This window comes from Escherichia sp. TW14182, from assembly GCF_000208525.1.
Taxonomy (GTDB): domain Bacteria; phylum Pseudomonadota; class Gammaproteobacteria; order Enterobacterales; family Enterobacteriaceae; genus Escherichia; species Escherichia ruysiae.
The window spans coordinates 28,656-50,669 of record NZ_AEJZ01000155.1; the positions used below are offsets into that span (position 1 = coordinate 28,656).

Genomic DNA, 22,014 nt, shown 5'->3' on the forward strand with positions numbered 1-22,014 from the left:
TACAGTAACCGCCAATTATGGATGTGTAAACATCTGGACGGCTAAATACTAAAAATTCCATAAGGGGCATATAATGACAATTCTTAATCACACCCTCGGTTTCCCTCGCGTTGGCCTGCGTCGCGAGCTGAAAAAAGCGCAAGAAAGTTATTGGGCGGGGAACTCCACGCGTGAAGAATTACTGGCAGTAGGGCGTGAATTGCGTGCTCGTCACTGGGATCAACAAAAGCAGGCGGGTATCGACCTGCTGCCGGTGGGCGATTTTGCCTGGTACGATCATGTTCTGACCACCAGCCTGCTGCTGGGTAACGTTCCGGCGCGTCATCAGAATAAAGACGGTTCGGTGGATATCGACACCCTGTTCCGTATTGGTCGCGGTCGTGCGCCAACAGGTGAACCTGCGGCGGCGGCAGAAATGACCAAATGGTTTAACACCAACTATCACTACATGGTGCCGGAATTCGTTAAAGGCCAACAGTTCAAACTGACCTGGACGCAGCTGCTGGATGAAGTAGACGAGGCGCTGGCGTTGGGTCACAAGGTGAAACCTGTGCTTCTGGGGCCGGTTACCTATCTGTGGCTGGGGAAAGTGAAAGGTGAACAGTTTGACCGCCTGAGCCTGCTGAACGATATTCTGCCGGTTTATCAGCAGGTTCTGGCAGAACTGGCAAAACGCGGTATTGAGTGGGTACAGATTGACGAACCGGCGCTGGTGCTGGAACTGCCGCAGGCGTGGCTGGACGCATATAAACCTGCTTACGATGCGCTCCAGGGCCAGGTGAAACTGCTGCTGACCACCTATTTTGAAGGTGTAACGCCAAACCTCGACACGATTACGGCGCTGCCTGTTCAGGGTCTGCATGTCGACCTCATTCATGGCAAAGATGATGTAGCAGAACTGCACAAGCGCCTGCCTTCTGACTGGCTGCTGTCTGCCGGACTGGTCAATGGTCGTAACGTCTGGCGCGCCGATCTCACCGAGAAATATGCACAAATTAAAGACATTGTCGGCAAACGTGATTTGTGGGTGGCATCTTCCTGCTCGCTGCTGCATAGCCCTATCGACCTGAGCGTGGAAACGCGTCTTGATGCAGAAGTGAAAAGCTGGTTTGCCTTCGCCCTGCAAAAATGTCATGAACTGGCTCTACTGCGCGATGCGCTGAACAGTGGTGATACGGCAGCTCTGGCAGAGTGGAGCGCCCCGATTCAGGCGCGTCGTCACTCTACCCGCGTACATAATCCGGCGGTAGAAAAGCGTCTGGCGGCGATTACCGCCCAGGACAGCCAGCGTGCGAACGTTTATGAAGTGCGTGCTGAAGCCCAGCGTGCGCGTTTTAAACTGCCAGCCTGGCCGACCACCACGATTGGCTCTTTCCCGCAAACTACAGAAATTCGTACCCTGCGTCTGGATTTCAAAAAGGGCAATCTCGACGCCAACAACTACCGCACGGGTATTGCGGAACATATCAAACAGGCCATTGTTGAGCAGGAACGTTTAGGACTGGATGTGCTGGTGCATGGTGAGGCTGAGCGTAATGACATGGTGGAATACTTTGGTGAGCACCTCGACGGTTTTGTCTTTACGCAAAACGGTTGGGTACAGAGCTACGGTTCCCGCTGCGTGAAGCCACCGATTGTTATTGGTGACGTTAGCCGCCCGGCACCGATCACCGTGGAGTGGGCGAAGTATGCGCAATCGCTGACCGACAAACCGGTAAAAGGGATGCTGACCGGCCCGGTGACCATTCTTTGCTGGTCATTCCCGCGCGAAGACGTCAGCCGTGAAACCATTGCCAAACAAATTGCGCTGGCGCTGCGTGATGAAGTGGCCGATCTGGAAGCCGCTGGAATTGGCATCATCCAGATTGATGAACCGGCGCTGCGCGAAGGTTTACCGCTGCGTCGCAGCGACTGGGATGCATATCTCCAGTGGGGCGTGGAAGCTTTCCGTATCAACGCCGCCGTGGCGAAGGATGAAACGCAGATCCACACTCACATGTGTTATTGCGAGTTCAACGACATCATGGATTCGATTGCGGCGCTGGATGCTGACGTCATCACTATCGAAACCTCGCGTTCCGACATGGAGTTGCTGGAGTCATTCGAAGAGTTTGATTATCCGAATGAAATCGGTCCAGGCGTCTATGACATTCACTCGCCAAACGTACCGAGCGTGGAATGGATTGAAGCCCTGCTGAAGAAAGCGGCAAAACGCATTCCGGCAGAGCGCCTGTGGGTCAACCCGGACTGCGGCCTGAAAACGCGCGGCTGGCCAGAAACCCGCGCGGCACTGGCGAACATGGTGCAGGCGGCACAGAATTTGCGTCGGGGATAAACTCCAAACCGGGTGGTAATACCACCCGGTCTTTTCTCATTACAGCGACTTCTTCCCACCATACTGCTTAAACCATTCCAGCATACGCTGCCAACCGTCTTTCGCAGACTCGGCATGATAGCTCGGGCGATAATCGGCGTTAAATGCATGACCGGCATCCGGGTACACGATAATCTCCGCTTTCGCGTTTGCTGCCCGCAGCGCCTGACGCATGGTTTCGACGCTCTCCTGCGGAATGCTGTTATCCTGACCGCCATATAAGCCGAGAACCGGCGCGTTAAGATCGGTTGCGATATCAACAGGTTGTTTCGGTGAATTCAGCGACTTATCGCCTGTCAGCTTGCCGTACCACGCCACTGCCGCTTTCAGCTGCGGGTTGTGCGCGGCATACAACCAGGTGATACGTCCGCCCCAGCAAAATCCGGTAATCATTAAACGATGGACATCGCCGCCGTTGCGGGACGCCCAACTGGCGACATGATCGAGATCGGCCAGCACCTGTGAGTCAGGCACTTTTGCTACCAGACCGCTTAGCAACGTGGGAATATCGGCGAAATCATTCGGATCACCTTCGCGGAAGTAGAGTTCTGGTGCGATAGCCAGATATCCCTCCAGCGCCAGACGGCGACAAATGTCACGGATATGTTCATGCACGCCAAAAATTTCCTGCACTACAATGACCACTGGTAGTGGGCCATCGCTCTGTTTTGGACGGGCATGATAAGCAGGCATGTTATCCCCTTGTGAAGGGATAGAGGTGAACCCTGCCACAATCGCATCATCCGGAGTCTGAACGATGGTCGAGGCGAGGGGGGATGCAGCAGGTGCAAATCCAGAGTGTTGTGTTGTTGTCATGGTATTCTCCGTACCCTTATAAAAATTTTGCGCAATGTTAACTATAGTCAGCGTGCAACAATTCACATTGCCTCAAATGGCTCATCTTTTAAGCGGCCTTACTGACTTAAGAGTAAATTATGTGATTTAAGTCACTTTTGATGAGTAAATGTATGCAACACATTTGCATCATAGTGATGACTATCACGAAAAAATCTTAATCCCTTCGGTAAAGTACCTTTTTGCTTCTTCTGACTAAACCGATTCACAGAGGAGTTGTATATGTCCAAGTCTGATGTTTTTCATCTCGGCCTCACTAAAAACGATTTACAAGGGGCTACGCTTGCCATCGTCCCTGGCGACCCGGATCGTGTGGAAAAGATCGCCGCGCTGATGGATAAGCCGGTTAAGCTGGCATCTCACCGCGAATTCACCACCTGGCGTGCAGAGCTGGATGGTAAACCTGTTATTGTCTGCTCTACCGGTATCGGCGGCCCGTCTACTTCTATTGCCGTTGAAGAACTGGCACAGCTGGGCATTCGCACCTTCCTGCGTATCGGTACAACTGGCGCTATTCAGCCGCATATTAATGTTGGTGATGTACTGGTTACCACGGCGTCTGTTCGTCTGGATGGCGCGAGCCTGCACTTCGCACCGCTGGAGTTCCCGGCTGTCGCTGATTTCGAATGTACGACTGCGCTGGTTGAAGCAGCGAAATCCATTGGCGCGACGACTCACGTTGGCGTGACTGCTTCTTCTGATACCTTCTATCCAGGTCAGGAACGTTACGATACTTACTCTGGTCGCGTAGTCCGTCACTTTAAAGGTTCTATGGAAGAGTGGCAGGCGATGGGCGTGATGAACTATGAAATGGAATCTGCGACTCTGCTGACCATGTGTGCAAGCCAGGGCCTGCGTGCTGGTATGGTGGCGGGCGTTATCGTTAACCGTACCCAGCAAGAGATCCCGAATGCTGAGACGATGAAACAAACTGAAAGCCATGCGGTGAAAATCGTGGTGGAAGCGGCGCGCCGTCTGTTGTAATTCTCTTCTCCTGTCTGAAGGCCGACGCGTTCGGCCTTTTGTATTTTTGCGTAGCGCCTCGCAGGAAATGCCTTTCCAACTGGACGTTTGTACAGCACAATTCTATTTTGTGCGGGTAAGTTGTTGCGTCAGGAGGCTTTGTGGATTTCTCAATCATTGTTTATGCCATTATTGCGCTGGTCAGTGTGGCCATCGGCTGGCTGTTTGCCAGTTATCAGCACGCGCAGCAAAAAGCCGAGCAATTAGCTGAACGTGAAGAGATGGTCGCGGAGTTAAGCGCGGCAAAACAACAAATTACCCAAAGCGAGCACTGGCGCGCAGAGTGTGAATTGCTCAATAACGAAGTGCGCAGCCTGCAAAGTATTAACACCTCTCTGGAGGCTGATCTGCGTGAAGTGACCACGCGGATGGAGGCCGCACAGCAACACGCTGACGATAAAATTCGCCAGATGATTAACAGCGAGCAGCGTTTGAGCGAGCAGTTTGAAAACCTCGCCAACCGTATTTTTGAGCACAGCAATCGCCGGGTTGATGAGCAAAACCGTCAGAGTCTGAACAGCCTGTTGTCGCCGCTGCGTGAACAACTGGACGGTTTTCGCCGTCAGGTTCAGGACAGCTTCGGTAAAGAAGCACAAGAACGCCATACCCTGACCCACGAAATTCGCAATCTCCAGCAGCTCAACGCGCAAATGGCCCAGGAGGCAATCAACCTGACGCGTGCGCTGAAAGGTGACAATAAAACCCAGGGCAACTGGGGCGAAGTGGTATTGACGCGCGTGCTGGAGGCTTCCGGTCTGCGCGAAGGGTATGAATATGAAACCCAGGTCAGCATCGAAAATGACGCCCGCTCGCGGATGCAGCCGGATGTCATCGTGCGGCTACCGCAGGGGAAAGATGTGGTGATCGACGCCAAAATGACGCTGGTCGCCTATGAACGCTACTTCAATGCAGAAGACGACTACACTCGCGAAAGCGCATTGCAGGAGCATATCGCGTCGGTGCGTAACCATATCCGCTTGCTGGGGCGTAAAGATTATCAACAGCTACCAGGGCTAAGAACGCTGGATTACGTGCTGATGTTTATCCCCGTCGAACCTGCGTTTTTACTGGCGCTTGATCGCCAGCCGGAGCTGATAACAGAAGCGTTGAAAAACAATATCATGCTGGTTAGCCCGACCACGCTGCTGGTGGCGTTGCGTACTATCGCCAACCTGTGGCGTTATGAGCATCAAAGTCGCAACGCCCAGCAAATCGCCGATCGCGCCAGCAAGCTGTACGACAAGATGCGTTTGTTTGTCGATGATATGTCAGCGATCGGTCAAAGTCTGGACAAAGCGCAGGATAACTATCGTCAGGCAATGAAAAAACTCTCTTCAGGTCGCGGAAATGTGCTGGCGCAGGCAGAAGCGTTTCGCGGTTTAGGGGTAGAAATTAAACGCGAGATTAATCCGGATTTGGCTGAACAGGCGGTGAGTCAGGATGAAGAGTATCGACTGCGGTCGGTTCCGGGGCAGCCGAATGATGAAGCTTATCAACGCGATGATGAATATAATCAGCAGTCGCGCTAGCCCATTGGGGGTAGTTACGCCGGGTAGAAATCTAGGGCATCGACGCCCAATCTGTTACACTTCTGGAACAATTTTTTGATGAGCAGGCATTGAGATGGTGGATAAGTCACAAGAAACGACGCACTTTGGTTTTCAGACCGTCGCGAAAGAGCAAAAAGCGGATATGGTCGCCCACGTTTTCCATTCCGTGGCATCGAAATACGATGTTATGAATGATTTGATGTCATTTGGTATTCATCGTTTGTGGAAGCGATTCACGATCGATTGCAGCGGCGTACGCCGTGGGCAAACTGTGCTGGATCTGGCTGGCGGCACCGGCGACCTGACAGCGAAATTCTCCCGCCTGGTCGGTGAAACTGGCAAGGTAGTCCTCGCCGATATCAATGAATCCATGCTCAAAATGGGGCGCGAGAAACTGCGTAATATCGGCGTGATTGGCAACGTTGAGTATGTTCAGGCGAACGCCGAGGCGCTGCCGTTCCCGGATAACACCTTTGATTGCATCACCATTTCGTTTGGTCTGCGTAACGTCACCGATAAAGATAAAGCACTGCGTTCAATGTATCGCGTGCTGAAACCCGGCGGCCGCCTGCTGGTGCTTGAGTTCTCGAAACCGATTATCGAACCATTAAGCAAAGCTTATGACGCTTACTCCTTCCATGTTCTGCCGCGTATTGGCTCGCTAGTCGCGAATGACGCCGACAGCTACCGTTATCTGGCTGAATCCATCCGTATGCATCCCGATCAGGATACTCTGAAAGCCATGATGCAAGATGCCGGATTCGAAAGTGTCGATTATTACAACCTGACGGCTGGCGTTGTGGCGCTGCATCGTGGTTATAAGTTCTGACAGGAGACCGGAAATGCCTTTTAAACCTTTAGTGACGGCAGGAATCGAAAGTCTGCTCAACACCTTCCTGTATCGCTCACCCGCGCTGAAAACCGCCCGCTCGCGTCTGCTGGGTAAAGTATTGCGCGTGGAGGTAAAAGGCTTTTCGACATCGTTGATTCTGGTGTTCAGCGAACGTCAGGTCGATGTACTGGGAGAATGGGCAGGCGATGCTGACTGCACTGTTATCGCTTATGCCAGCGTGTTGCCGAAACTTCGCGATCGCCAGCAGCTTGCTGCACTGATTCGCAGTGGTGAGCTGGAAGTGCAGGGCGATATTCAGGTGGTGCAAAACTTTGTTGCGCTGGCAGATCTGGCGGAGTTCGACCCTGCTGAACTGCTGGCACCTTATACGGGTGATATCGCCGCCGAAGGCATCAGCAAAGCCCTGCGTGGTGGCGCGAAGTTCCTGCATCACGGTATTAAACGCCAGCAACGCTACGTGGCTGAAGCCATTACTGAAGAGTGGCGTATGGCACCTGGTCCGCTTGAAGTGGCCTGGTTTGCGGAAGAGACATCCGCCGTTGAACGTGCTGTCGATGCGCTAACCAAACGGCTGGAAAAACTGGAGGCAGTTTAATGACGCCAGGTGAAGTACGGCGCCTGTATTTCATCATTCGCACTTTTTTAAGTTACGGACTTGATGAACTGATCCCTAAAATGCGTATCACTTTGCCGTTGCGGTTATGGCGATACTCGTTATTCTGGATGCCGAATCGGCATAAAGACAAACCATTAGGTGAACGACTGCGACTGGCGCTGCAAGAACTGGGTCCGGTATGGATCAAGTTTGGACAGATGCTATCGACCCGCCGTGACCTTTTTCCGCCGCATATTGCTGACCAACTGGCGCTCTTGCAGGATAAAGTCGCGCCTTTTGACGGCGAACTGGCGAAAGCACAAATTGAAGCGGCGATGGGCGGTCTGCCGGTGGAAGCGTGGTTTGATGATTTTGACATTAAGCCGCTGGCATCGGCTTCCGTTGCACAGGTACATACTGCGCGGCTGAAATCGAATGGCAAAGAGGTGGTGATTAAAGTCATTCGCCCGGATATTTTGCCGGTCATAAAAGCGGATCTGAAACTCATCTATCGTCTGGCGCGTTGGGTGCCGCGTTTACTGCCGGATGGTCGCCGTCTGCGTCCAACCGAAGTGGTGCGCGAGTACGAAAAGACGTTGATTGATGAACTGAATTTGCTGCGGGAATCTGCCAACGCCATTCAGCTTCGGCGTAATTTCGAAAATAGCCCGATGCTCTACATCCCGGAGGTTTACCCTGACTATTGCAGTGAAGGGATGATGGTGATGGAGCGCATTTACGGCATTCCGGTGTCTGATGTTGCGGCGCTGGAGAAAAACGGCACCAACATGAAATTGCTGGCTGAACGCGGCGTGCAGGTGTTCTTCACTCAGGTCTTTCGCGACAGCTTTTTCCATGCCGATATGCACCCTGGCAATATCTTCGTAAGCTATGAACACCCGGAAAACCCGAAATATATCGGCATTGATTGCGGGATTGTTGGCTCGCTAAACAAAGAAGATAAACGCTATCTGGCAGAAAACTTTATCGCCTTCTTTAACCGCGATTATCGCAAAGTGGCAGAGCTGCACGTTGATTCTGGCTGGGTGCCGCCAGATACCAACGTTGAAGAGTTCGAATTTGCTATTCGTACTGTCTGTGAACCAATCTTTGAGAAACCCCTGGCCGAAATTTCGTTTGGACATGTGCTGTTAAATCTGTTTAATACGGCGCGTCGCTTCAATATGGAAGTACAGCCGCAACTGGTGTTACTCCAGAAAACCTTGCTCTACATCGAAGGGGTAGGACGCCAGCTTTATCCGCAGCTCGATTTATGGAAAACGGCGAAGCCTTTCCTGGAGTCGTGGATTAAAGATCAGGTCGGTATTCCTGCGCTGGTGAGAGCATTTAAAGAAAAAGCGCCGTTCTGGGTCGAAAAAATGCCAGAACTGCCTGAACTGGTTTACGACAGTTTGCGCCAGGGCAAGTATTTACAGCACAGTGTTGATAAGATTGCCCGCGAGCTTCAGTCAAATCATGTACGTCAGGGACAATCGCGTTATTTTCTTGGAATTGGCGCGACGTTAGTATTAAGCGGCACATTCTTGTTGGTCAACCGACCTGAATGGGGGCTGATGCCCGGCTGGTTAATGGCAGGTGGTTTGATCGCCTGGTTTGTCGGTTGGCGCAAAACACGCTGATTTTTTCATCGCTCAAGGCGGGCCGTGTAACGTATAATGCGGCCTTGTTTAATCATCATCTACCACAGAGGAACATGTATGGGTGGTATCAGTATTTGGCAGTTATTGATTATTGCCGTCATCGTTGTACTGCTTTTTGGCACCAAAAAGCTCGGCTCCATCGGTTCCGATCTTGGTGCGTCGATCAAAGGCTTTAAAAAAGCAATGAGCGATGATGAACCAAAGCAGGATAAAACCAGTCAGGATGCTGATTTTACTGCGAAAACTATCGCCGATAAGCAGGCGGATACGAATCAGGAACAGGCTAAAACAGAAGACGCAAAGCGCCACGATAAAGAGCAGGTGTAATCCGTGTTTGATATCGGTTTTAGCGAACTGCTATTGGTGTTCATCATCGGCCTCGTCGTTCTGGGGCCGCAACGACTGCCTGTGGCGGTAAAAACGGTAGCGGGCTGGATTCGCGCGTTGCGTTCACTGGCGACAACGGTGCAGAACGAACTGACTCAGGAGTTAAAACTCCAGGAGTTTCAGGACAGCCTGAAAAAGGTTGAAAAGGCAAGCCTGACCAACCTGACGCCTGAACTGAAAGCGTCAATGGATGAACTGCGCCAGGCTGCGGAATCGATGAAGCGTTCCTATGTTGCAAACGATCCTGAAAAGGCGAGCGATGAAGCGCACACCATCCATAACCCGGTGGTGAAAGATAATGAAGCTGCGCATGAGGGAGTAACCCCTGCCTCTGCACAAACGCAGGCCAGTTCGCCGGAACAGAAGCCAGAAACCACGCCAGAGCCGGTGGTAAAACCTGCTGCGGACGCTGAACCAAAAACCGCTGCACCTTCCCCTTCGTCGAGTGATAAACCGTAAACATGTCTGTAGAAGATACTCAACCGCTTATCACGCATCTGATTGAGCTGCGTAAGCGTCTGCTGAACTGCATTATCGCGGTGATCGTGATATTTCTGTGCCTGGTCTATTTCGCCAATGATATCTATCACCTGGTATCCGCGCCGTTGATCAAGCAATTGCCGCAAGGTTCAACGATGATCGCCACCGATGTGGCCTCGCCGTTCTTTACGCCGATCAAGCTGACTTTTATGGTGTCGCTGATTCTGTCAGCGCCGGTGATTCTCTATCAGGTGTGGGCGTTTATCGCCCCGGCGTTGTATAAGCACGAACGTCGCCTGGTGGTGCCCCTGCTGGTTTCCAGCTCTCTGCTGTTTTATATCGGCATGGCGTTCGCTTACTTCGTGGTCTTTCCGCTGGCATTTGGCTTCCTCGCCAATACTGCGCCGGAAGGGGTACAGGTATCCACCGACATCGCCAGCTACTTAAGCTTCGTTATGGCGTTGTTTATGGCATTTGGTGTTTCGTTTGAAGTGCCGGTTGCCATTGTGCTGCTGTGCTGGATGGGGATCACCTCGCCAGAAGACTTACGCAAAAAACGCCCGTATGTGCTGGTTGGCGCATTCGTCGTCGGGATGCTGCTGACGCCGCCGGATGTCTTCTCGCAAACGCTGTTGGCGATTCCGATGTACTGCCTGTTTGAAATCGGTGTCTTCTTCTCACGCTTTTATGTTGGTAAAGGCCGAAACCGGGAAGAAGAAAACGACGCTGAAAGCGAAAAAACTGAAGAATAAATTCAACCGCCCGTCAGGGCGGTTGTCATATGGAGTGCAGGATGTTTGATATCGGCGTTAATTTGACCAGTTCACAATTTGCGAAAGATCGTGATGATGTTGTAGAGCGCGCTTTTGGCGCGGGAGTTGATGGGCTACTTATCACCGGTACTAACCTGCGAGAAAGCCAGCAGGCGCAAAAACTGGCGCGTCAGTATCCGCACTGTTGGTCAACGGCGGGCGTGCATCCTCATGACAGCAGCCAGTGGCAAGCTGCGACCGAAGAAGCGATTATTGAGCTGGCCGCGCTGCCAGAAGTGGTGGCAATTGGTGAGTGTGGGCTCGACTTTAACCGCAACTTTTCTACGCCGGAAGAGCAGGAACGTGCTTTTGTTGCCCAGCTACGTATTGCCGCAGAATTAAACATGCCGGTATTTATGCACTGTCGCGATGCCCACGAGCGGTTTATGACATTGCTGGAGCCGTGGCTGGATAAACTTCCTGGTGCGGTTCTTCATTGCTTTACCGGCACACGCGAAGAGATGCAGGCGTGCGTGGCGCGTGGAATTTATATCGGCATTACAGGTTGGGTTTGCGATGAACGACGAGGGCAGGAATTGCGTGATCTGTTGCCACTTATTCCTGCGGAGAAATTGCTGATCGAAACCGATGCGCCGTATTTGCTCCCGCGCGATCTCACGCCAAAGCCATCGTCACGGCGTAACGAGCCTGCGTATCTGCCCCATATTCTGCAACGTATTGCATACTGGCGAGGGGAGGATGCTGCGTGGCTGGCGGCTACCACAGATGCGAATGTCAAAACACTGTTTGGGATTGCGTTCTAGAGTTTGCGGAACTCGGTGTTCTTCACGCTGTGCTTAATTTCTTTATTGATAAGATTAAGCAATAGCATGGAGCGTGCCTCGCCGTCAGGCTCGGTGAAAATGGCCTGAAAACCTTCGAATGCGCCTTCGGTAATAATCACCTTATCACCTGGGTATGGTGTTGCCGGATCGACAATGTTTTCCGGTTTATACACCGACAGCTGATGAATCACTGCCGATGGGACTATCGCTGGCGATGCACCAAAGCGCACGAAGTGGCTGACGCCACGTGTAGCGTTGATGGTAGTGGTATGAATCACTTCTGGATCAAATTCCACAAACAGGTAGTTGGGGAACAACGGCTCACTGACTGCGGTACGTTTGCCACGCACGATTTTTTCCAGGGTGATCATCGGCGCCAGGCAATTAACGGCCTGTCTTTCGAGGTGTTCCTGGGCACGTTGAAGTTGCCCGCGCTTGCAGTACAGTAAATACCAGGATTGCATAATGACTCTTATCCGTTTAATCGGGGCGCAAGAATAGCAAAAGCGATGCGTTAAGTTAATTATATTCCCCGGTTTGCGTTATAGCGCCTGAGTTCACGCTAATTTAACAAATTTACAGCATCGCGAAGATGAACGCCGTATAATGGGCGCAGATTAAGAGGCTACAATGGACGCCATGAAATATAACGATTTACGCGACTTCTTGACGCTGCTTGAACAGCAGGGTGAGCTAAAACGTATCACGCTCCCGGTGGATCCGCATCTGGAAATCACTGAAATTGCTGACCGCACTTTGCGCGCCGGTGGGCCTGCGCTGTTGTTCGAAAACCCTAAAGGGTACTCAATGCCGGTGCTGTGTAACCTGTTCGGTACGCCTAAGCGTGTAGCGATGGGCATGGGGCAGGAAGATGTTTCGGCGCTGCGTGAAGTCGGTAAATTATTGGCGTTTCTGAAAGAGCCGGAGCCGCCAAAAGGTTTCCGCGACCTGTTTGATAAGCTGCCGCAGTTTAAGCAGGTGTTGAACATGCCAACGAAACGGTTACGTGGTGCGCCTTGTCAGCAAAAAATCGTCTCCGGCGAGGATGTCGATCTTAACCGTATTCCCATTATGACCTGCTGGCCGGAAGATGCCGCTCCGCTGATTACCTGGGGGTTGACCGTAACGCGTGGCCCGCACAAAGAGCGGCAGAATCTGGGTATTTATCGTCAACAGTTGATTGGTAAAAATAAACTGATTATGCGCTGGTTGTCGCATCGCGGCGGTGCGCTGGATTTCCAGGAGTGGTGTGCGGCGCATCCGGGTGAACGTTTCCCGGTTTCTGTGGCGCTGGGTGCTGATCCCGCTACTATTCTCGGTGCAGTCACCCCCGTTCCGGATACACTTTCAGAGTATGCGTTTGCCGGATTGCTGCGCGGCACCAAGACCGAAGTGGTGAAGTGTATCTCCAATGACCTTGAAGTGCCCGCCAGTGCGGAAATTGTGCTGGAAGGGTATATCGAACAAGGCGAAACGGCGCCAGAAGGGCCGTATGGCGACCACACCGGTTACTATAACGAAGTCGATAGTTTCCCGGTATTTACCGTGACGCATATTACTCAGCGTGAAGATGCGATTTACCACTCCACCTATACTGGTCGCCCGCCGGATGAACCTGCGGTACTGGGCGTGGCGTTGAACGAAGTGTTCGTGCCGATTCTGCAAAAACAATTCCCGGAAATTGTCGATTTCTACCTTCCGCCGGAAGGTTGCTCTTATCGTCTGGCGGTCGTGACGATCAAAAAGCAATACGCCGGGCACGCGAAGCGCGTCATGATGGGCGTCTGGTCGTTTTTACGCCAGTTTATGTACACCAAATTTGTGATCGTTTGCGATGATGATGTCAACGCACGCGACTGGAACGATGTGATTTGGGCGATTACTACCCGTATGGACCCAGCGCGGGATACGGTGCTGGTTGAAAACACGCCCATTGATTATCTGGATTTTGCCTCGCCTGTTTCCGGGCTGGGTTCAAAAATGGGGCTGGATGCCACGAATAAATGGCCAGGGGAAACCCAGCGCGAGTGGGGGCGTCCTATCAAAAAAGATCCGGACGTTGTCGCGCGTATTGACGCAATCTGGGATGAGCTGGCTATTTTTAACAACGGTAAAAGCGCCTGAGGCGCGTTTGTATTGCCCTATTTATCGATCCGACAGAGAAAGCGCATGACAACCTTAAGCTGTAAAGTGACCTCGGTAGAAGCTATCACGGATACTGTATATCGTGTCCGAATCGTGCCAGACGCGGCCTTTTCTTTTCGTGCTGGTCAGTATTTGATGGTAGTGATGGATGAGCGCGACAAACGTCCGTTCTCAATGGCCTCGACGCCGGATGAAAAAGGTTTCATTGAGCTGCATATTGGCGCTTCTGAAATCAACCTTTACGCGAAAGCAGTCATGGATCGCATTCTTAAAGATCATCAAATCGTGGTCGATATTCCGCACGGTGAGGCATGGCTGCGCGATGATGAAGAACGACCAATGATTCTGATTGCGGGCGGCACCGGTTTCTCTTATGCGCGCTCGATTTTGCTGACGGCGCTGGCGCGTAATCCCAATCGTGATATCACCATTTACTGGGGCGGGCGTGAAGAGCAGCATCTTTATGATCTCTGCGAGCTTGAGGCGCTTTCGCTTAAGCATCCAGGTTTGCAAGTGGTGCCGGTGGTTGAACAACCGGAAGCGGGCTGGCGTGGGCGTACTGGCACAGTGTTAACGGCGGTATTGCAGGATCACGGTACGCTGGCAGAGCATGATATCTACATTGCCGGACGTTTTGAGATGGCGAAAATAGCCCGTGACCTGTTTTGCAGTGAGCGTAATGCGCGGGAAGATCGCCTGTTTGGCGATGCGTTTGCGTTTATCTAAGCCATAAAAAACCCGCCCCTGACAGGCGGGAAGAACGGCAACTAAAACTTTATCAGTGGCATTTAGATCTATGTCGCATCCGGCAAACAGTGCCTGATGCGACGCTGTCGCGTCTTATCAGACCTACAATTGGTGCTGGAACGGTAGACCGGATAAGGCGTCACGCCGCATCCGGCAAGTGTTTAAACCCGCTCAAACACCGTCGCAATACCCTGACCCAGACCGATACACATCGTCGCCAGACCAAACTGGACGTCTTTGCGTTCCATCAGATTCAGCAGCGTGGTACTGATACGCGCACCGGAACAACCCAGCGGATGACCCAGCGCGATCGCGCCACCGTTGAGGTTGATCTTCTCGTCAATCTGTTCCATCAGTCCCAGATCTTTAATACACGGCAGGATCTGCGCGGCAAAGGCTTCGTTCATTTCAAACACGCCGATGTCGCTGGCAGAAAGCCCCGCTTTTTTCAACGCCAGCTTAGAGGCCGGAACCGGGCCGTAACCCATAATCGACGGATCACAACCAACAACCGCCATCGAACGCACACGGGCGCGCGGCTTAAGACCTAATTCACGGGCGCGGCTTTCACTCATTACCAGCATGGCAGCTGCGCCATCGGAGAGCGCAGAAGATGTACCCGCCGTTACCGTACCGCTGACTGGATCAAACGCCGGACGCAGCGTGGCGAGGGCTTCCACGGTAGTTTCCGGTCGAATCACTTCGTCATAATTAAACTGCTTCAGGACGCCGTCGGCATCGTGACCACCGGTCGGGATGATTTCATTTTTAAATGCCCCCGACTGCGTGGCGGCCCAGGCGCGAGCGTGTGATCGCGCGGCAAAGGCATCCTGCATTTCACGGCTGATACCGTGCATACGCGCCAGCATTTCTGCCGTTAAGCCCATCATGCCCGCCGCTTTGGCGACATTGCGGCTCAGGCCGGGGTGAAAATCGACGCCGTGACTCATCGGCACATGGCCCATATGCTCCACGCCGCCAACCAGACATGCCTGCGCATCGCCGGTCATGATCATTCGTGCTGCGTCATGCAGTGCCTGCATGGATGAACCACACAAGCGATTGACGGTAACTGCCGGGACAGAGTGCGGCACTTCTGCCAACAGCGCCGCGTTACGGGCGATATTAAAACCCTGCTCCAGCGTTTGCTGCACACAGCCCCAGTAAATATCATCGAGAGCAGCCGCTTCCAGCGCCGGATTACGCGCCAGCAGGCTACGCATTAAATGAGCGGAGAGATCTTCCGCACGCACGTTACGAAAAGCACCGCCCTTCGAACGGCCCATCGGGGTGCGAATTGCATCGACAATGACAACCTGTTCCATTGTGACTCCTTAAGCCGTTTTCAGGTCGCCAACCGGACGGGCTGGCTCAACCGGGGGATAGTACGGTTCGTTATGACGTGCTTTATTACGCAGACCTTCCGGCACTTCATACAGCGGGCCGAGGTGCTGATATTGCTGTGCCATATCGAGGTATTTCGCGCTGCCGAGGGTGTCCAGCCAGCGGAACGCGCCGCCGTGGAACGGAGGGAAGCCCAGGCCGTAGACCAGCGCCATATCCGCTTCTGCCGGAGTGGCGATAATGCCCTCTTCCAGACAGCGCACCACTTCGTTGACCATCGGGATCATCATGCGGGCGATAATCTCTTCCTCACTGAAATCGCGCTTCGGCTGGCTGACTTCTGCCAGCAGGTCGTCAACGGCGGCGTCTTCTTCTTTCTTCGGCTTACCTTTGCTGTCTTCTTTATAACGCCAGAAACCGAGGCCGTTCTTCTGACCAAAGCGGTTGGCATCAAACAGCGCGTCGATGGCATCGCGATAATCTTTCTGCATCCGCTGCGGGAAGCCTGCTGCCATCACGGCCTGAGCGTGGTACGCGGTATCAACCCCCACGACATCCAGCAGGTATGCCGGACCCATTGGCCAGCCGAACTGTTTTTCCATCACTTTGTCGATTTTGCGGAAGTCCGCGCCGTCGCGTAGCAACTGGCTGAATCCGGCGAAGTAGGGGAACAGTACGCGGTTAACGAAGAAGCCGGGGCAGTCGTTCACCACAATCGGCGTCTTGCCCATCTTGCTCGCCCAGGCGACGACTTTCGCGATGGTTTCGTCGGAGCTTTTCTCACCACGAATAATTTCCACCAACGGCATCCGGTGCACCGGGTTAAAGAAGTGCATCCCGCAGAAGTTTTCCGGGCGTTCCAGCGCATTGGCCAGTTCGCTGATAGGAATGGTTGAAGTATTAGAAGCCAGCACGGTATCCGGGCGAACTTTCTGCTCGGTTTCTGCCAGCACGGCTTTTTTCACTTTTGGGTTTTCAACAACCGCTTCTACCACAACATCCACACGGTCAAACCCGGCGTAGTCGAGCGTTGGGTGAATTGTGGAGATCACGCCAGCCAGTTTCAGACCATCGATCTTGCCGCGCTCAAGCTGCTTGTTCAGCAGTTTCGCGGCTTCGGTCATGCCGAGGGTTAACGACTTGTCGTTGATATCTTTCATGACAACCGGCACGCCCTTCCACGCGGACTGGTAAGCGATACCGCCGCCCATAATGCCTGCGCCCAGCACGGCGGCCTGTTTCGGGGTTTCAACGTCTTTGGTGAGTTTCTTCGCTTTGCCTTTTACATATTGATCGTTAAGGAAAATGCCGACCAGTGCGCGAGCTTCGTTGGTGTGCGCCAGCGGGACAAAGCTTTTGTTTTCCATGTTTAAGGCTTCTTCACGACCAAAACGGGCCGCCGCTTCAATAGTTTTTACTGCGGTGATGGGCGCGGGGTAATGTTTCCCTGCCGTTTGTGCGACCATCCCTTTAGCGATGGTGAAGCTCATGGTGGCTTCAATCTTGCTCAGTTTTAGCGGTTCCAGCTTCGGTTGACGTTTCGCTTTCCAGTCGAGGTCGCCGTTAATGGCCTGGCGTAAAATCGCCATTGCGCCTTCAAGTAGTTTTTCTGCTTTGACTACGCCATCCACCAGACCGATTTTCAGCGCCTGATCCGCGCCGACATCTTTACCGGCGGCAATGATTTCCAGCGCACTGTCAGCGCCCAGCATACGTGGCATACGCACGGAGCCGCCAAAGCCCGGCATGATGCCCAGTTTGGTTTCCGGCAGACCGATACGCAGATCCGGCGTCGCCAGACGATAATCGGTCGCCAGCACGCATTCGCAGCCACCGCCCAGCGCATAGCCGTTGACGGCAGCAATGGTCGGCACCGGCAGATCTTCCAGGCGATTAAACACGCTATTGGCAAAGTGCAGCCACTGGCTTAACTGTTCTTCGGGAACGAGGAACAGGGACAAAAATTCGGTGATATCAGCACCGACGATAAAGGCTGCTTTGTTCGAACGCAGCAGCAGCCCTTTTAAATCTGATTGCTGTTCCAGCACACCGATGGCCTCGCCAAGGCTGGCGACGGTCGCAGTGTCGAGTTTATTAACTGAGCCTGGGGCATCAAATACCAGTTCGGCAATGCCATCTTCCAGCCAGTCAAGGTACAGGGTGTCGCCTTTGTAAAGCATGTCAGTCTCCTGAATCCGCAAGGTGATCTGGTCGTACCAGATGAAACGAAGTGTGTATTTTGTGTTAAAAATATGCAAACAAAAGATTAAAGAAATGCCGATTCGATCACGCTCGGCAGAAATCACGCTCTGTATTAACGTTGTGCTAAGATGCGGAGACTTAAGGTCAAAAAAACAGAAGGGTAAAAAATGGAATCACTGGCCTCGCTCTATAAAAATCATATAGCTACCTTACAGGAACGGACTCGCGATGCGCTGGCGCGTTTCAAGCTGGATGCATTACTTATTCACTCCGGCGAGCTATTCAACGTTTTTCTCGACGATCATCCCTATCCGTTTAAAGTGAACCCGCAATTCAAGGCGTGGGTGCCGGTAACTCAGGTGCCAAACTGCTGGTTGCTGGTGGATGGCGTGAACAAGCCGAAACTGTGGTTTTATCTGCCGGTTGATTACTGGCACAACGTCGAACCGCTGCCGACCTCTTTCTGGACAGAGGATGTGGAAGTGATCGCGCTGCCGAAAGCCGATGGCATTGGTAGCCTGCTGCCCGCTGCGCGCGGCAATATCGGTTATATCGGCCCTGTGCCGGAACGTGCGCTGCAACTGGGCATTGAGGCCAGTAACATTAACCCGAAAGGGGTTATCGACTACCTGCATTATTACCGCTCCTTTAAAACCGAGTACGAACTGGCCTGTATGCGTGAAGCGCAGAAAATGGCGGTCAACGGTCATCGCGCGGCGGAAGAAGCCTTCCGTTCTGGCATGAGCGAGTTCGATATCAATATTGCCTATCTGACTGCGACTGGTCATCGTGATACCGACGTGCCTTACAGCAACATTGTGGCGCTTAACGAACATGCTGCGGTGCTGCATTACACCAAACTGGATCATCAGGCGCCGGAAGAGATGCGCAGCTTCCTGCTGGATGCCGGGGCAGAATATAACGGCTATGCGGCTGACCTGACCCGTACCTGGTCGGCAAAAAGCGACAACGACTACGCACAGTTGGTGAAAGACGTTAATGATGAACAACTGGCGCTGATCGCCACCATGAAAGCGGGCGTCAGCTATGTGGATTACCACATCCAGTTCCATCAACGCATCGCCAAACTGCTGCGTAAACATCAAATCATCACCGATATGAGTGAAGAAGCGATGGTCGAAAACGATCTCACCGGACCGTTTATGCCGCACGGTATTGGCCATCCGCTTGGTCTGCAGGTGCATGACGTAGCCGGTTTTATGCAGGATGATAGCGGTACGCACCTCGCGGCACCGGCAAAATATCCGTACCTGCGCTGCACCCGTATTCTCCAGCCAGGCATGGTTTTAACCATCGAACCGGGTATCTACTTCATCGAATCGTTGCTGGCGCCGTGGCGTGAAGGGCAGTTCAGCAAACATTTCAACTGGCAGAAAATTGAAGCACTGAAACCGTTCGGCGGCATTCGTATCGAAGACAACGTGGTGATCCACGAAAACAACGTGGAAAACATGACCCGGGATCTGAAACTGGCGTGATGGAAAGCTGGTTAATTCCTGCGGCACCGGTCACGGTCGTTGAAGAGATCAAAAAGAGCCGCTTCATTACGCTGTTGGCGCATACCGATGGCGTTGAGGCGGCGAAAGCGTTTGTTGAATCGGTGCGGGCAGAGCACCCCGATGCCCGCCACCATTGCGTGGCGTGGGTAGCTGGCGCACCGGATGATTCTCAACAGCTGGGTTTCTCTGATGATGGAGAACCGGCAGGAACGGCAGGTAAACCGATGCTCGCCCAACTAATGGGCAGCGGCGTCGGGGAAATTACCGCTGTGGTGGTGCGCTACTACGGCGGCATCTTGCTGGGCACTGGTGGGTTAGTGAAAGCGTATGGCGGTGGCGTGAATCAGGCGCTGCGCCAGCTAACGACCCAACGCAAGACGCCATTAACCGAATATACTTTGCAATGTGAATATAGTCAGTTAACCGGCATTGAAGCGTTGCTGGGGCAGTGTGGCGGCAAAATTATCAACAGTGATTATCAGGCATTCGTTCTGCTGCGGGTGGCGCTTCCGGCGGCGAAAGTGGCTGAATTTTCCGCAAAGCTGGCGGATTTTAGCCGTGGTTCATTGCAATTGTTAGCGATTGAAGAATAATCCCCACTTCGTTTTGCAGAACTAAGGAAGCGGCAGAGATGCATTTTCGCGCCATTACCCGAATCGTTGGACTACTGGTCATCTTATTTTCAGGGACCATGATTATCCCTGGGCTGGTAGCACTCATCTACCGGGATGGGGCAGGCCGCGCTTTTACCCAGACCTTTTTTGTCGCCCTCGCCATTGGCTCTATGCTGTGGTGGCCGAACCGTAAAGAGAAGGGCGAACTGAAATCCCGCGAAGGGTTTCTGATTGTGGTGCTGTTCTGGACGGTGCTGGGTAGCGTCGGTGCGCTCCCTTTTATCTTCTCGGAAAGCCCGAACCTTACGATTACCGATGCGTTTTTTGAATCTTTCTCCGGCCTGACCACCACCGGGGCCACTACGCTGGTGGGGCTGGATTCACTCCCTCACGCTATCCTCTTTTATCGCCAGATGCTGCAATGGTTTGGCGGGATGGGGATCATCGTGCTGGCGGTAGCGATACTGCCTATCCTCGGCGTTGGTGGGATGCAGCTCTATCGTGCAGAAATGCCCGGCCCGCTGAAAGATAATAAAATGCGCCCGCGTATTGCGGAAACGGCGAAAACCTTGTGGCTGATTTATGTCTTGCTGACCGTCGCCTGTGCGCTGGCGTTATGGTTTGCCGGAATGGATGCTTTTGATGCCATCGGACATAGCTTCGCGACAATCGCCATTGGTGGCTTCTCGACACATGATGCCAGCGTCGGTTATTTCGACAGCCCGACGATTAACACCATCATTGCTATCTTCCTGCTAATCTCCGGCTGTAACTACGGTCTGCACTTTTCGCTGTTAAGTGGGCGCAGTCTGAAGGTTTATTGGCGCGATCCGGAATTTCGCATGTTTATCGGCGTACAGTTTACGCTGGTGGTTATTTGTACACTCGTTCTGTGGTTTCATAATGTCTACAGTTCGGCGCTGATGACGATTAACCAGGCATTTTTCCAGGTGGTGTCGATGGCGACGACTGCCGGATTTACGACAGACAGCATTGCCCGTTGGCCGCTCTTCTTGCCAGTACTGCTGTTATGCTCTGCTTTTATCGGTGGTTGCGCCGGGTCAACGGGCGGTGGCCTGAAAGTGATCCGCATCCTGCTGCTGTTCAAGCAGGGGAACCGTGAGCTGAAACGACTGGTGCATCCGAACGCCGTCTACAGCATTAAGCTGGGGAATCGCGCACTGCCGGAACGTATCCTCGAAGCCGTTTGGGGATTTTTCTCCGCCTATGCATTGGTGTTTATTGTCAGTATGCTGGCGATTATCGCCACGGGCGTGGATGACTTTTCTGCCTTTGCCTCGGTTGTTGCGACATTGAATAACCTGGGGCCAGGGCTTGGCGTGGTTGCTGATAACTTTACCAGTATGAACCCGGTGGCTAAATGGATCCTGATTGCCAACATGCTGTTTGGTCGTCTGGAGGTCTTTACATTGCTGGTGCTCTTTACCCCGACTTTCTGGCGTGAATGATGGAGTAATACGTGAAAACATTAATTCTTTTCTCAACAAGGGACGGACAAACGCGCGAGATTGCCTCCTACCTGGCTTCGGAATTGAAAGAACTGGGGATACAGGCGGATGTCGCTAATGTGCACCGCATTGAAGAGCCACAGTGGGAAAACTACGATCGCGTGGTTATTGGCGCTTCTATTCGCTACGGTCACTACCATTCTGCGTTCCAGGAATTTGTCAAAAAACATGCGACGCAGCTGAACTCGATGCCGAGCGCCTTTTACTCCGTGAATCTGGTGGCGCGCAAACCGGAGAAGCGTACTGTGCAGACCAATAGCTACGCGCGGAAGTTTCTGATGAACTCGCAATGGCGTCCCGATCGCTGTGCAGTCATTGCCGGGGCGCTGCGTTATCCTCGTTATCGTTGGTATGACCGCTTTATGATCAAGATGATTATGAAGATGTCAGGCGGAGAAACGGATACGCGCAAAGAAGTTGTCTACACCGATTGGGAGCAAGTGGCGAATTTCGCCCGAGAAATCGCCCATTTAACCGACAAACCGATGCTGAAATAAGCATAAAGAATAAAAAACGCGCATTCGGAAAATTATTTTAA

Annotated in this window: 20 protein-coding genes; 16 read left to right on the forward strand and 4 right to left on the reverse strand. The window is 52.9% G+C overall.

What is annotated here, in order from left to right:
• Positions 1-73: 73 nt before the first annotated feature.
• The gene (metE, locus tag EQY_RS0113660; protein ID WP_000153913.1) at positions 74-2,335 is read left to right on the forward strand and encodes a 5-methyltetrahydropteroyltriglutamate--homocysteine S-methyltransferase; all 2,262 of its coding nucleotides are present in this window, start codon (positions 74-76) and stop codon (positions 2,333-2,335) included.
• A gap of 39 nt (positions 2,336-2,374) precedes the next feature.
• On the opposite strand, the gene EQY_RS0113665 is transcribed toward metE, so the two are convergent.
• Positions 2,375-3,190 carry a dienelactone hydrolase family protein gene (locus EQY_RS0113665; RefSeq protein ID WP_010353608.1) on the reverse strand — a complete coding sequence of 272 codons (816 nt, stop codon included), beginning with the start codon at positions 3,188-3,190 and terminating at the stop codon, positions 2,375-2,377.
• A gap of 261 nt (positions 3,191-3,451) precedes the next feature.
• Here EQY_RS0113665 and udp point away from each other — a divergent pair, with 261 nt between their 5' ends.
• The 9 genes from udp (at position 3,452) to tatD (ending at position 11,354) form a co-directional block, all read left to right on the forward strand.
• Positions 3,452-4,213 (forward strand): uridine phosphorylase, encoded by a 762-nt coding sequence (udp, locus tag EQY_RS0113670; protein WP_000045177.1) that lies wholly within the window; start codon positions 3,452-3,454, stop codon positions 4,211-4,213.
• 140 nt (positions 4,214-4,353) lie between these two features.
• A complete protein-coding gene (rmuC, locus tag EQY_RS0113675; protein ID WP_000347689.1) occupies positions 4,354-5,781 on the forward strand; it encodes a DNA recombination protein RmuC in 1,428 nt (475 codons plus the stop codon).
• Between the two features lie 94 nt (positions 5,782-5,875).
• Positions 5,876-6,631, forward strand: coding sequence for a bifunctional demethylmenaquinone methyltransferase/2-methoxy-6-polyprenyl-1,4-benzoquinol methylase UbiE (gene ubiE / locus EQY_RS0113680; RefSeq protein ID WP_000227958.1), 756 nt, complete (start codon positions 5,876-5,878; stop codon positions 6,629-6,631).
• 13 nt (positions 6,632-6,644) lie between these two features.
• The gene (gene ubiJ, locus EQY_RS0113685) at positions 6,645-7,250 is read left to right on the forward strand and encodes a ubiquinone biosynthesis protein UbiJ (protein WP_001116106.1); all 606 of its coding nucleotides are present in this window, start codon (positions 6,645-6,647) and stop codon (positions 7,248-7,250) included.
• Positions 7,250-8,890 (forward strand): ubiquinone biosynthesis regulatory protein kinase UbiB, encoded by a 1,641-nt coding sequence (gene ubiB, locus EQY_RS0113690; protein ID WP_000187537.1) that lies wholly within the window; start codon positions 7,250-7,252, stop codon positions 8,888-8,890. Before ubiJ ends, ubiB begins: the two co-directional genes overlap by 1 nt.
• Before the next feature lie 78 nt (positions 8,891-8,968).
• Entirely contained in the window at positions 8,969-9,238 is a 270-nt protein-coding gene (gene tatA, locus EQY_RS0113695) for a Sec-independent protein translocase subunit TatA (protein WP_001295260.1), read from the forward strand.
• A 3-nt stretch (positions 9,239-9,241) separates the two neighbouring features.
• The gene (tatB, locus tag EQY_RS0113700) at positions 9,242-9,757 is read left to right on the forward strand and encodes a Sec-independent protein translocase protein TatB (protein WP_000459598.1); all 516 of its coding nucleotides are present in this window, start codon (positions 9,242-9,244) and stop codon (positions 9,755-9,757) included.
• A 2-nt stretch (positions 9,758-9,759) separates the two neighbouring features.
• On the forward strand, positions 9,760-10,530 hold the full coding sequence (gene tatC, locus EQY_RS0113705) for a Sec-independent protein translocase subunit TatC (protein WP_000109945.1): 771 nt from the start codon (positions 9,760-9,762) through the stop codon (positions 10,528-10,530).
• Positions 10,531-10,571: 41 nt separating this feature from the next.
• A complete protein-coding gene (tatD, locus tag EQY_RS0113710) occupies positions 10,572-11,354 on the forward strand; it encodes a 3'-5' ssDNA/RNA exonuclease TatD (protein ID WP_024212574.1) in 783 nt (260 codons plus the stop codon).
• On the opposite strand, the gene rfaH is transcribed toward tatD, so the two are convergent.
• Positions 11,351-11,839, reverse strand: coding sequence for a transcription/translation regulatory transformer protein RfaH (rfaH, locus tag EQY_RS0113715; protein WP_001192393.1), 489 nt, complete (start codon positions 11,837-11,839; stop codon positions 11,351-11,353). The genes tatD and rfaH overlap by 4 nt on opposite strands.
• Positions 11,840-12,005: 166 nt before the next feature.
• On the opposite strand from rfaH, the gene ubiD reads away from it, so the two are divergent.
• Entirely contained in the window at positions 12,006-13,499 is a 1,494-nt protein-coding gene (gene ubiD, locus EQY_RS0113720; RefSeq protein WP_000339815.1) for a 4-hydroxy-3-polyprenylbenzoate decarboxylase, read from the forward strand.
• 45 nt (positions 13,500-13,544) lie between these two features.
• Complete coding sequence (gene fre / locus EQY_RS0113725; RefSeq protein ID WP_000209826.1) at positions 13,545-14,246, forward strand: NAD(P)H-flavin reductase; 702 nt, start codon at positions 13,545-13,547, stop codon at positions 14,244-14,246.
• 182 nt (positions 14,247-14,428) lie between these two features.
• On the opposite strand, the gene fadA is transcribed toward fre, so the two are convergent.
• Both fadA and fadB read right to left on the reverse strand, forming a co-directional pair.
• Positions 14,429-15,592, reverse strand: a complete 1,164-nt coding sequence (gene fadA, locus EQY_RS0113730; RefSeq protein ID WP_000438749.1) for an acetyl-CoA C-acyltransferase FadA — start codon at positions 15,590-15,592, stop codon at positions 14,429-14,431.
• Between the two features lie 9 nt (positions 15,593-15,601).
• Positions 15,602-17,791, reverse strand: a complete 2,190-nt coding sequence (fadB, locus tag EQY_RS0113735; RefSeq protein WP_000965922.1) for a fatty acid oxidation complex subunit alpha FadB — start codon at positions 17,789-17,791, stop codon at positions 15,602-15,604.
• Positions 17,792-17,980: 189 nt separating this feature from the next.
• Between fadB and pepQ the strand changes: the two genes are divergently transcribed.
• The 4 genes from pepQ to hemG are packed head-to-tail and all read left to right on the forward strand — an operon-like array spanning position 17,981 to position 21,973.
• Complete coding sequence (pepQ, locus tag EQY_RS0113740; RefSeq protein ID WP_000444561.1) at positions 17,981-19,312, forward strand: Xaa-Pro dipeptidase; 1,332 nt, start codon at positions 17,981-17,983, stop codon at positions 19,310-19,312.
• On the forward strand, positions 19,312-19,926 hold the full coding sequence (locus EQY_RS0113745; RefSeq protein ID WP_001353706.1) for an IMPACT family protein: 615 nt from the start codon (positions 19,312-19,314) through the stop codon (positions 19,924-19,926). The genes pepQ and EQY_RS0113745 overlap by 1 nt, the downstream gene beginning before the upstream one ends.
• 38 nt (positions 19,927-19,964) lie before the next feature.
• Positions 19,965-21,416, forward strand: a complete 1,452-nt coding sequence (trkH, locus tag EQY_RS0113750) for a Trk system potassium transporter TrkH (protein ID WP_000545680.1) — start codon at positions 19,965-19,967, stop codon at positions 21,414-21,416.
• An 11-nt stretch (positions 21,417-21,427) separates the two neighbouring features.
• Entirely contained in the window at positions 21,428-21,973 is a 546-nt protein-coding gene (hemG, locus tag EQY_RS0113755; protein WP_000853956.1) for a menaquinone-dependent protoporphyrinogen IX dehydrogenase, read from the forward strand.
• Positions 21,974-22,014 lie beyond the last annotated feature (41 nt).

Excerpts from the sequence above, each read along its gene's own strand:
- rfaH (WP_001192393.1), bottom strand. The coding sequence starts at position 11,839 with ATGCAATCCTGGTATTTACTGTACTGCAAGCGCGGGCAACTTCAACGT.
- tatD (WP_024212574.1), top strand. The coding sequence starts at position 10,572 with ATGTTTGATATCGGCGTTAATTTGACCAGTTCACAATTTGCGAAAGAT.
- udp (WP_000045177.1), top strand. The coding sequence starts at position 3,452 with ATGTCCAAGTCTGATGTTTTTCATCTCGGCCTCACTAAAAACGATTTA.
- metE (WP_000153913.1), top strand. The coding sequence starts at position 74 with ATGACAATTCTTAATCACACCCTCGGTTTCCCTCGCGTTGGCCTGCGT.
- fadB (WP_000965922.1), bottom strand. The coding sequence starts at position 17,791 with ATGCTTTACAAAGGCGACACCCTGTACCTTGACTGGCTGGAAGATGGC.
- EQY_RS0113665 (WP_010353608.1), bottom strand. The coding sequence starts at position 3,190 with ATGACAACAACACAACACTCTGGATTTGCACCTGCTGCATCCCCCCTC.
- ubiB (WP_000187537.1), top strand. The coding sequence starts at position 7,250 with ATGACGCCAGGTGAAGTACGGCGCCTGTATTTCATCATTCGCACTTTT.
- tatA (WP_001295260.1), top strand. The coding sequence starts at position 8,969 with ATGGGTGGTATCAGTATTTGGCAGTTATTGATTATTGCCGTCATCGTT.
- trkH (WP_000545680.1), top strand. The coding sequence starts at position 19,965 with ATGCATTTTCGCGCCATTACCCGAATCGTTGGACTACTGGTCATCTTA.
- tatC (WP_000109945.1), top strand. The coding sequence starts at position 9,760 with ATGTCTGTAGAAGATACTCAACCGCTTATCACGCATCTGATTGAGCTG.
- pepQ (WP_000444561.1), top strand. The coding sequence starts at position 17,981 with ATGGAATCACTGGCCTCGCTCTATAAAAATCATATAGCTACCTTACAG.
- ubiD (WP_000339815.1), top strand. The coding sequence starts at position 12,006 with ATGGACGCCATGAAATATAACGATTTACGCGACTTCTTGACGCTGCTT.
- ubiJ (WP_001116106.1), top strand. The coding sequence starts at position 6,645 with ATGCCTTTTAAACCTTTAGTGACGGCAGGAATCGAAAGTCTGCTCAAC.
- EQY_RS0113745 (WP_001353706.1), top strand. The coding sequence starts at position 19,312 with ATGGAAAGCTGGTTAATTCCTGCGGCACCGGTCACGGTCGTTGAAGAG.
- fadA (WP_000438749.1), bottom strand. The coding sequence starts at position 15,592 with ATGGAACAGGTTGTCATTGTCGATGCAATTCGCACCCCGATGGGCCGT.
- fre (WP_000209826.1), top strand. The coding sequence starts at position 13,545 with ATGACAACCTTAAGCTGTAAAGTGACCTCGGTAGAAGCTATCACGGAT.
- ubiE (WP_000227958.1), top strand. The coding sequence starts at position 5,876 with ATGGTGGATAAGTCACAAGAAACGACGCACTTTGGTTTTCAGACCGTC.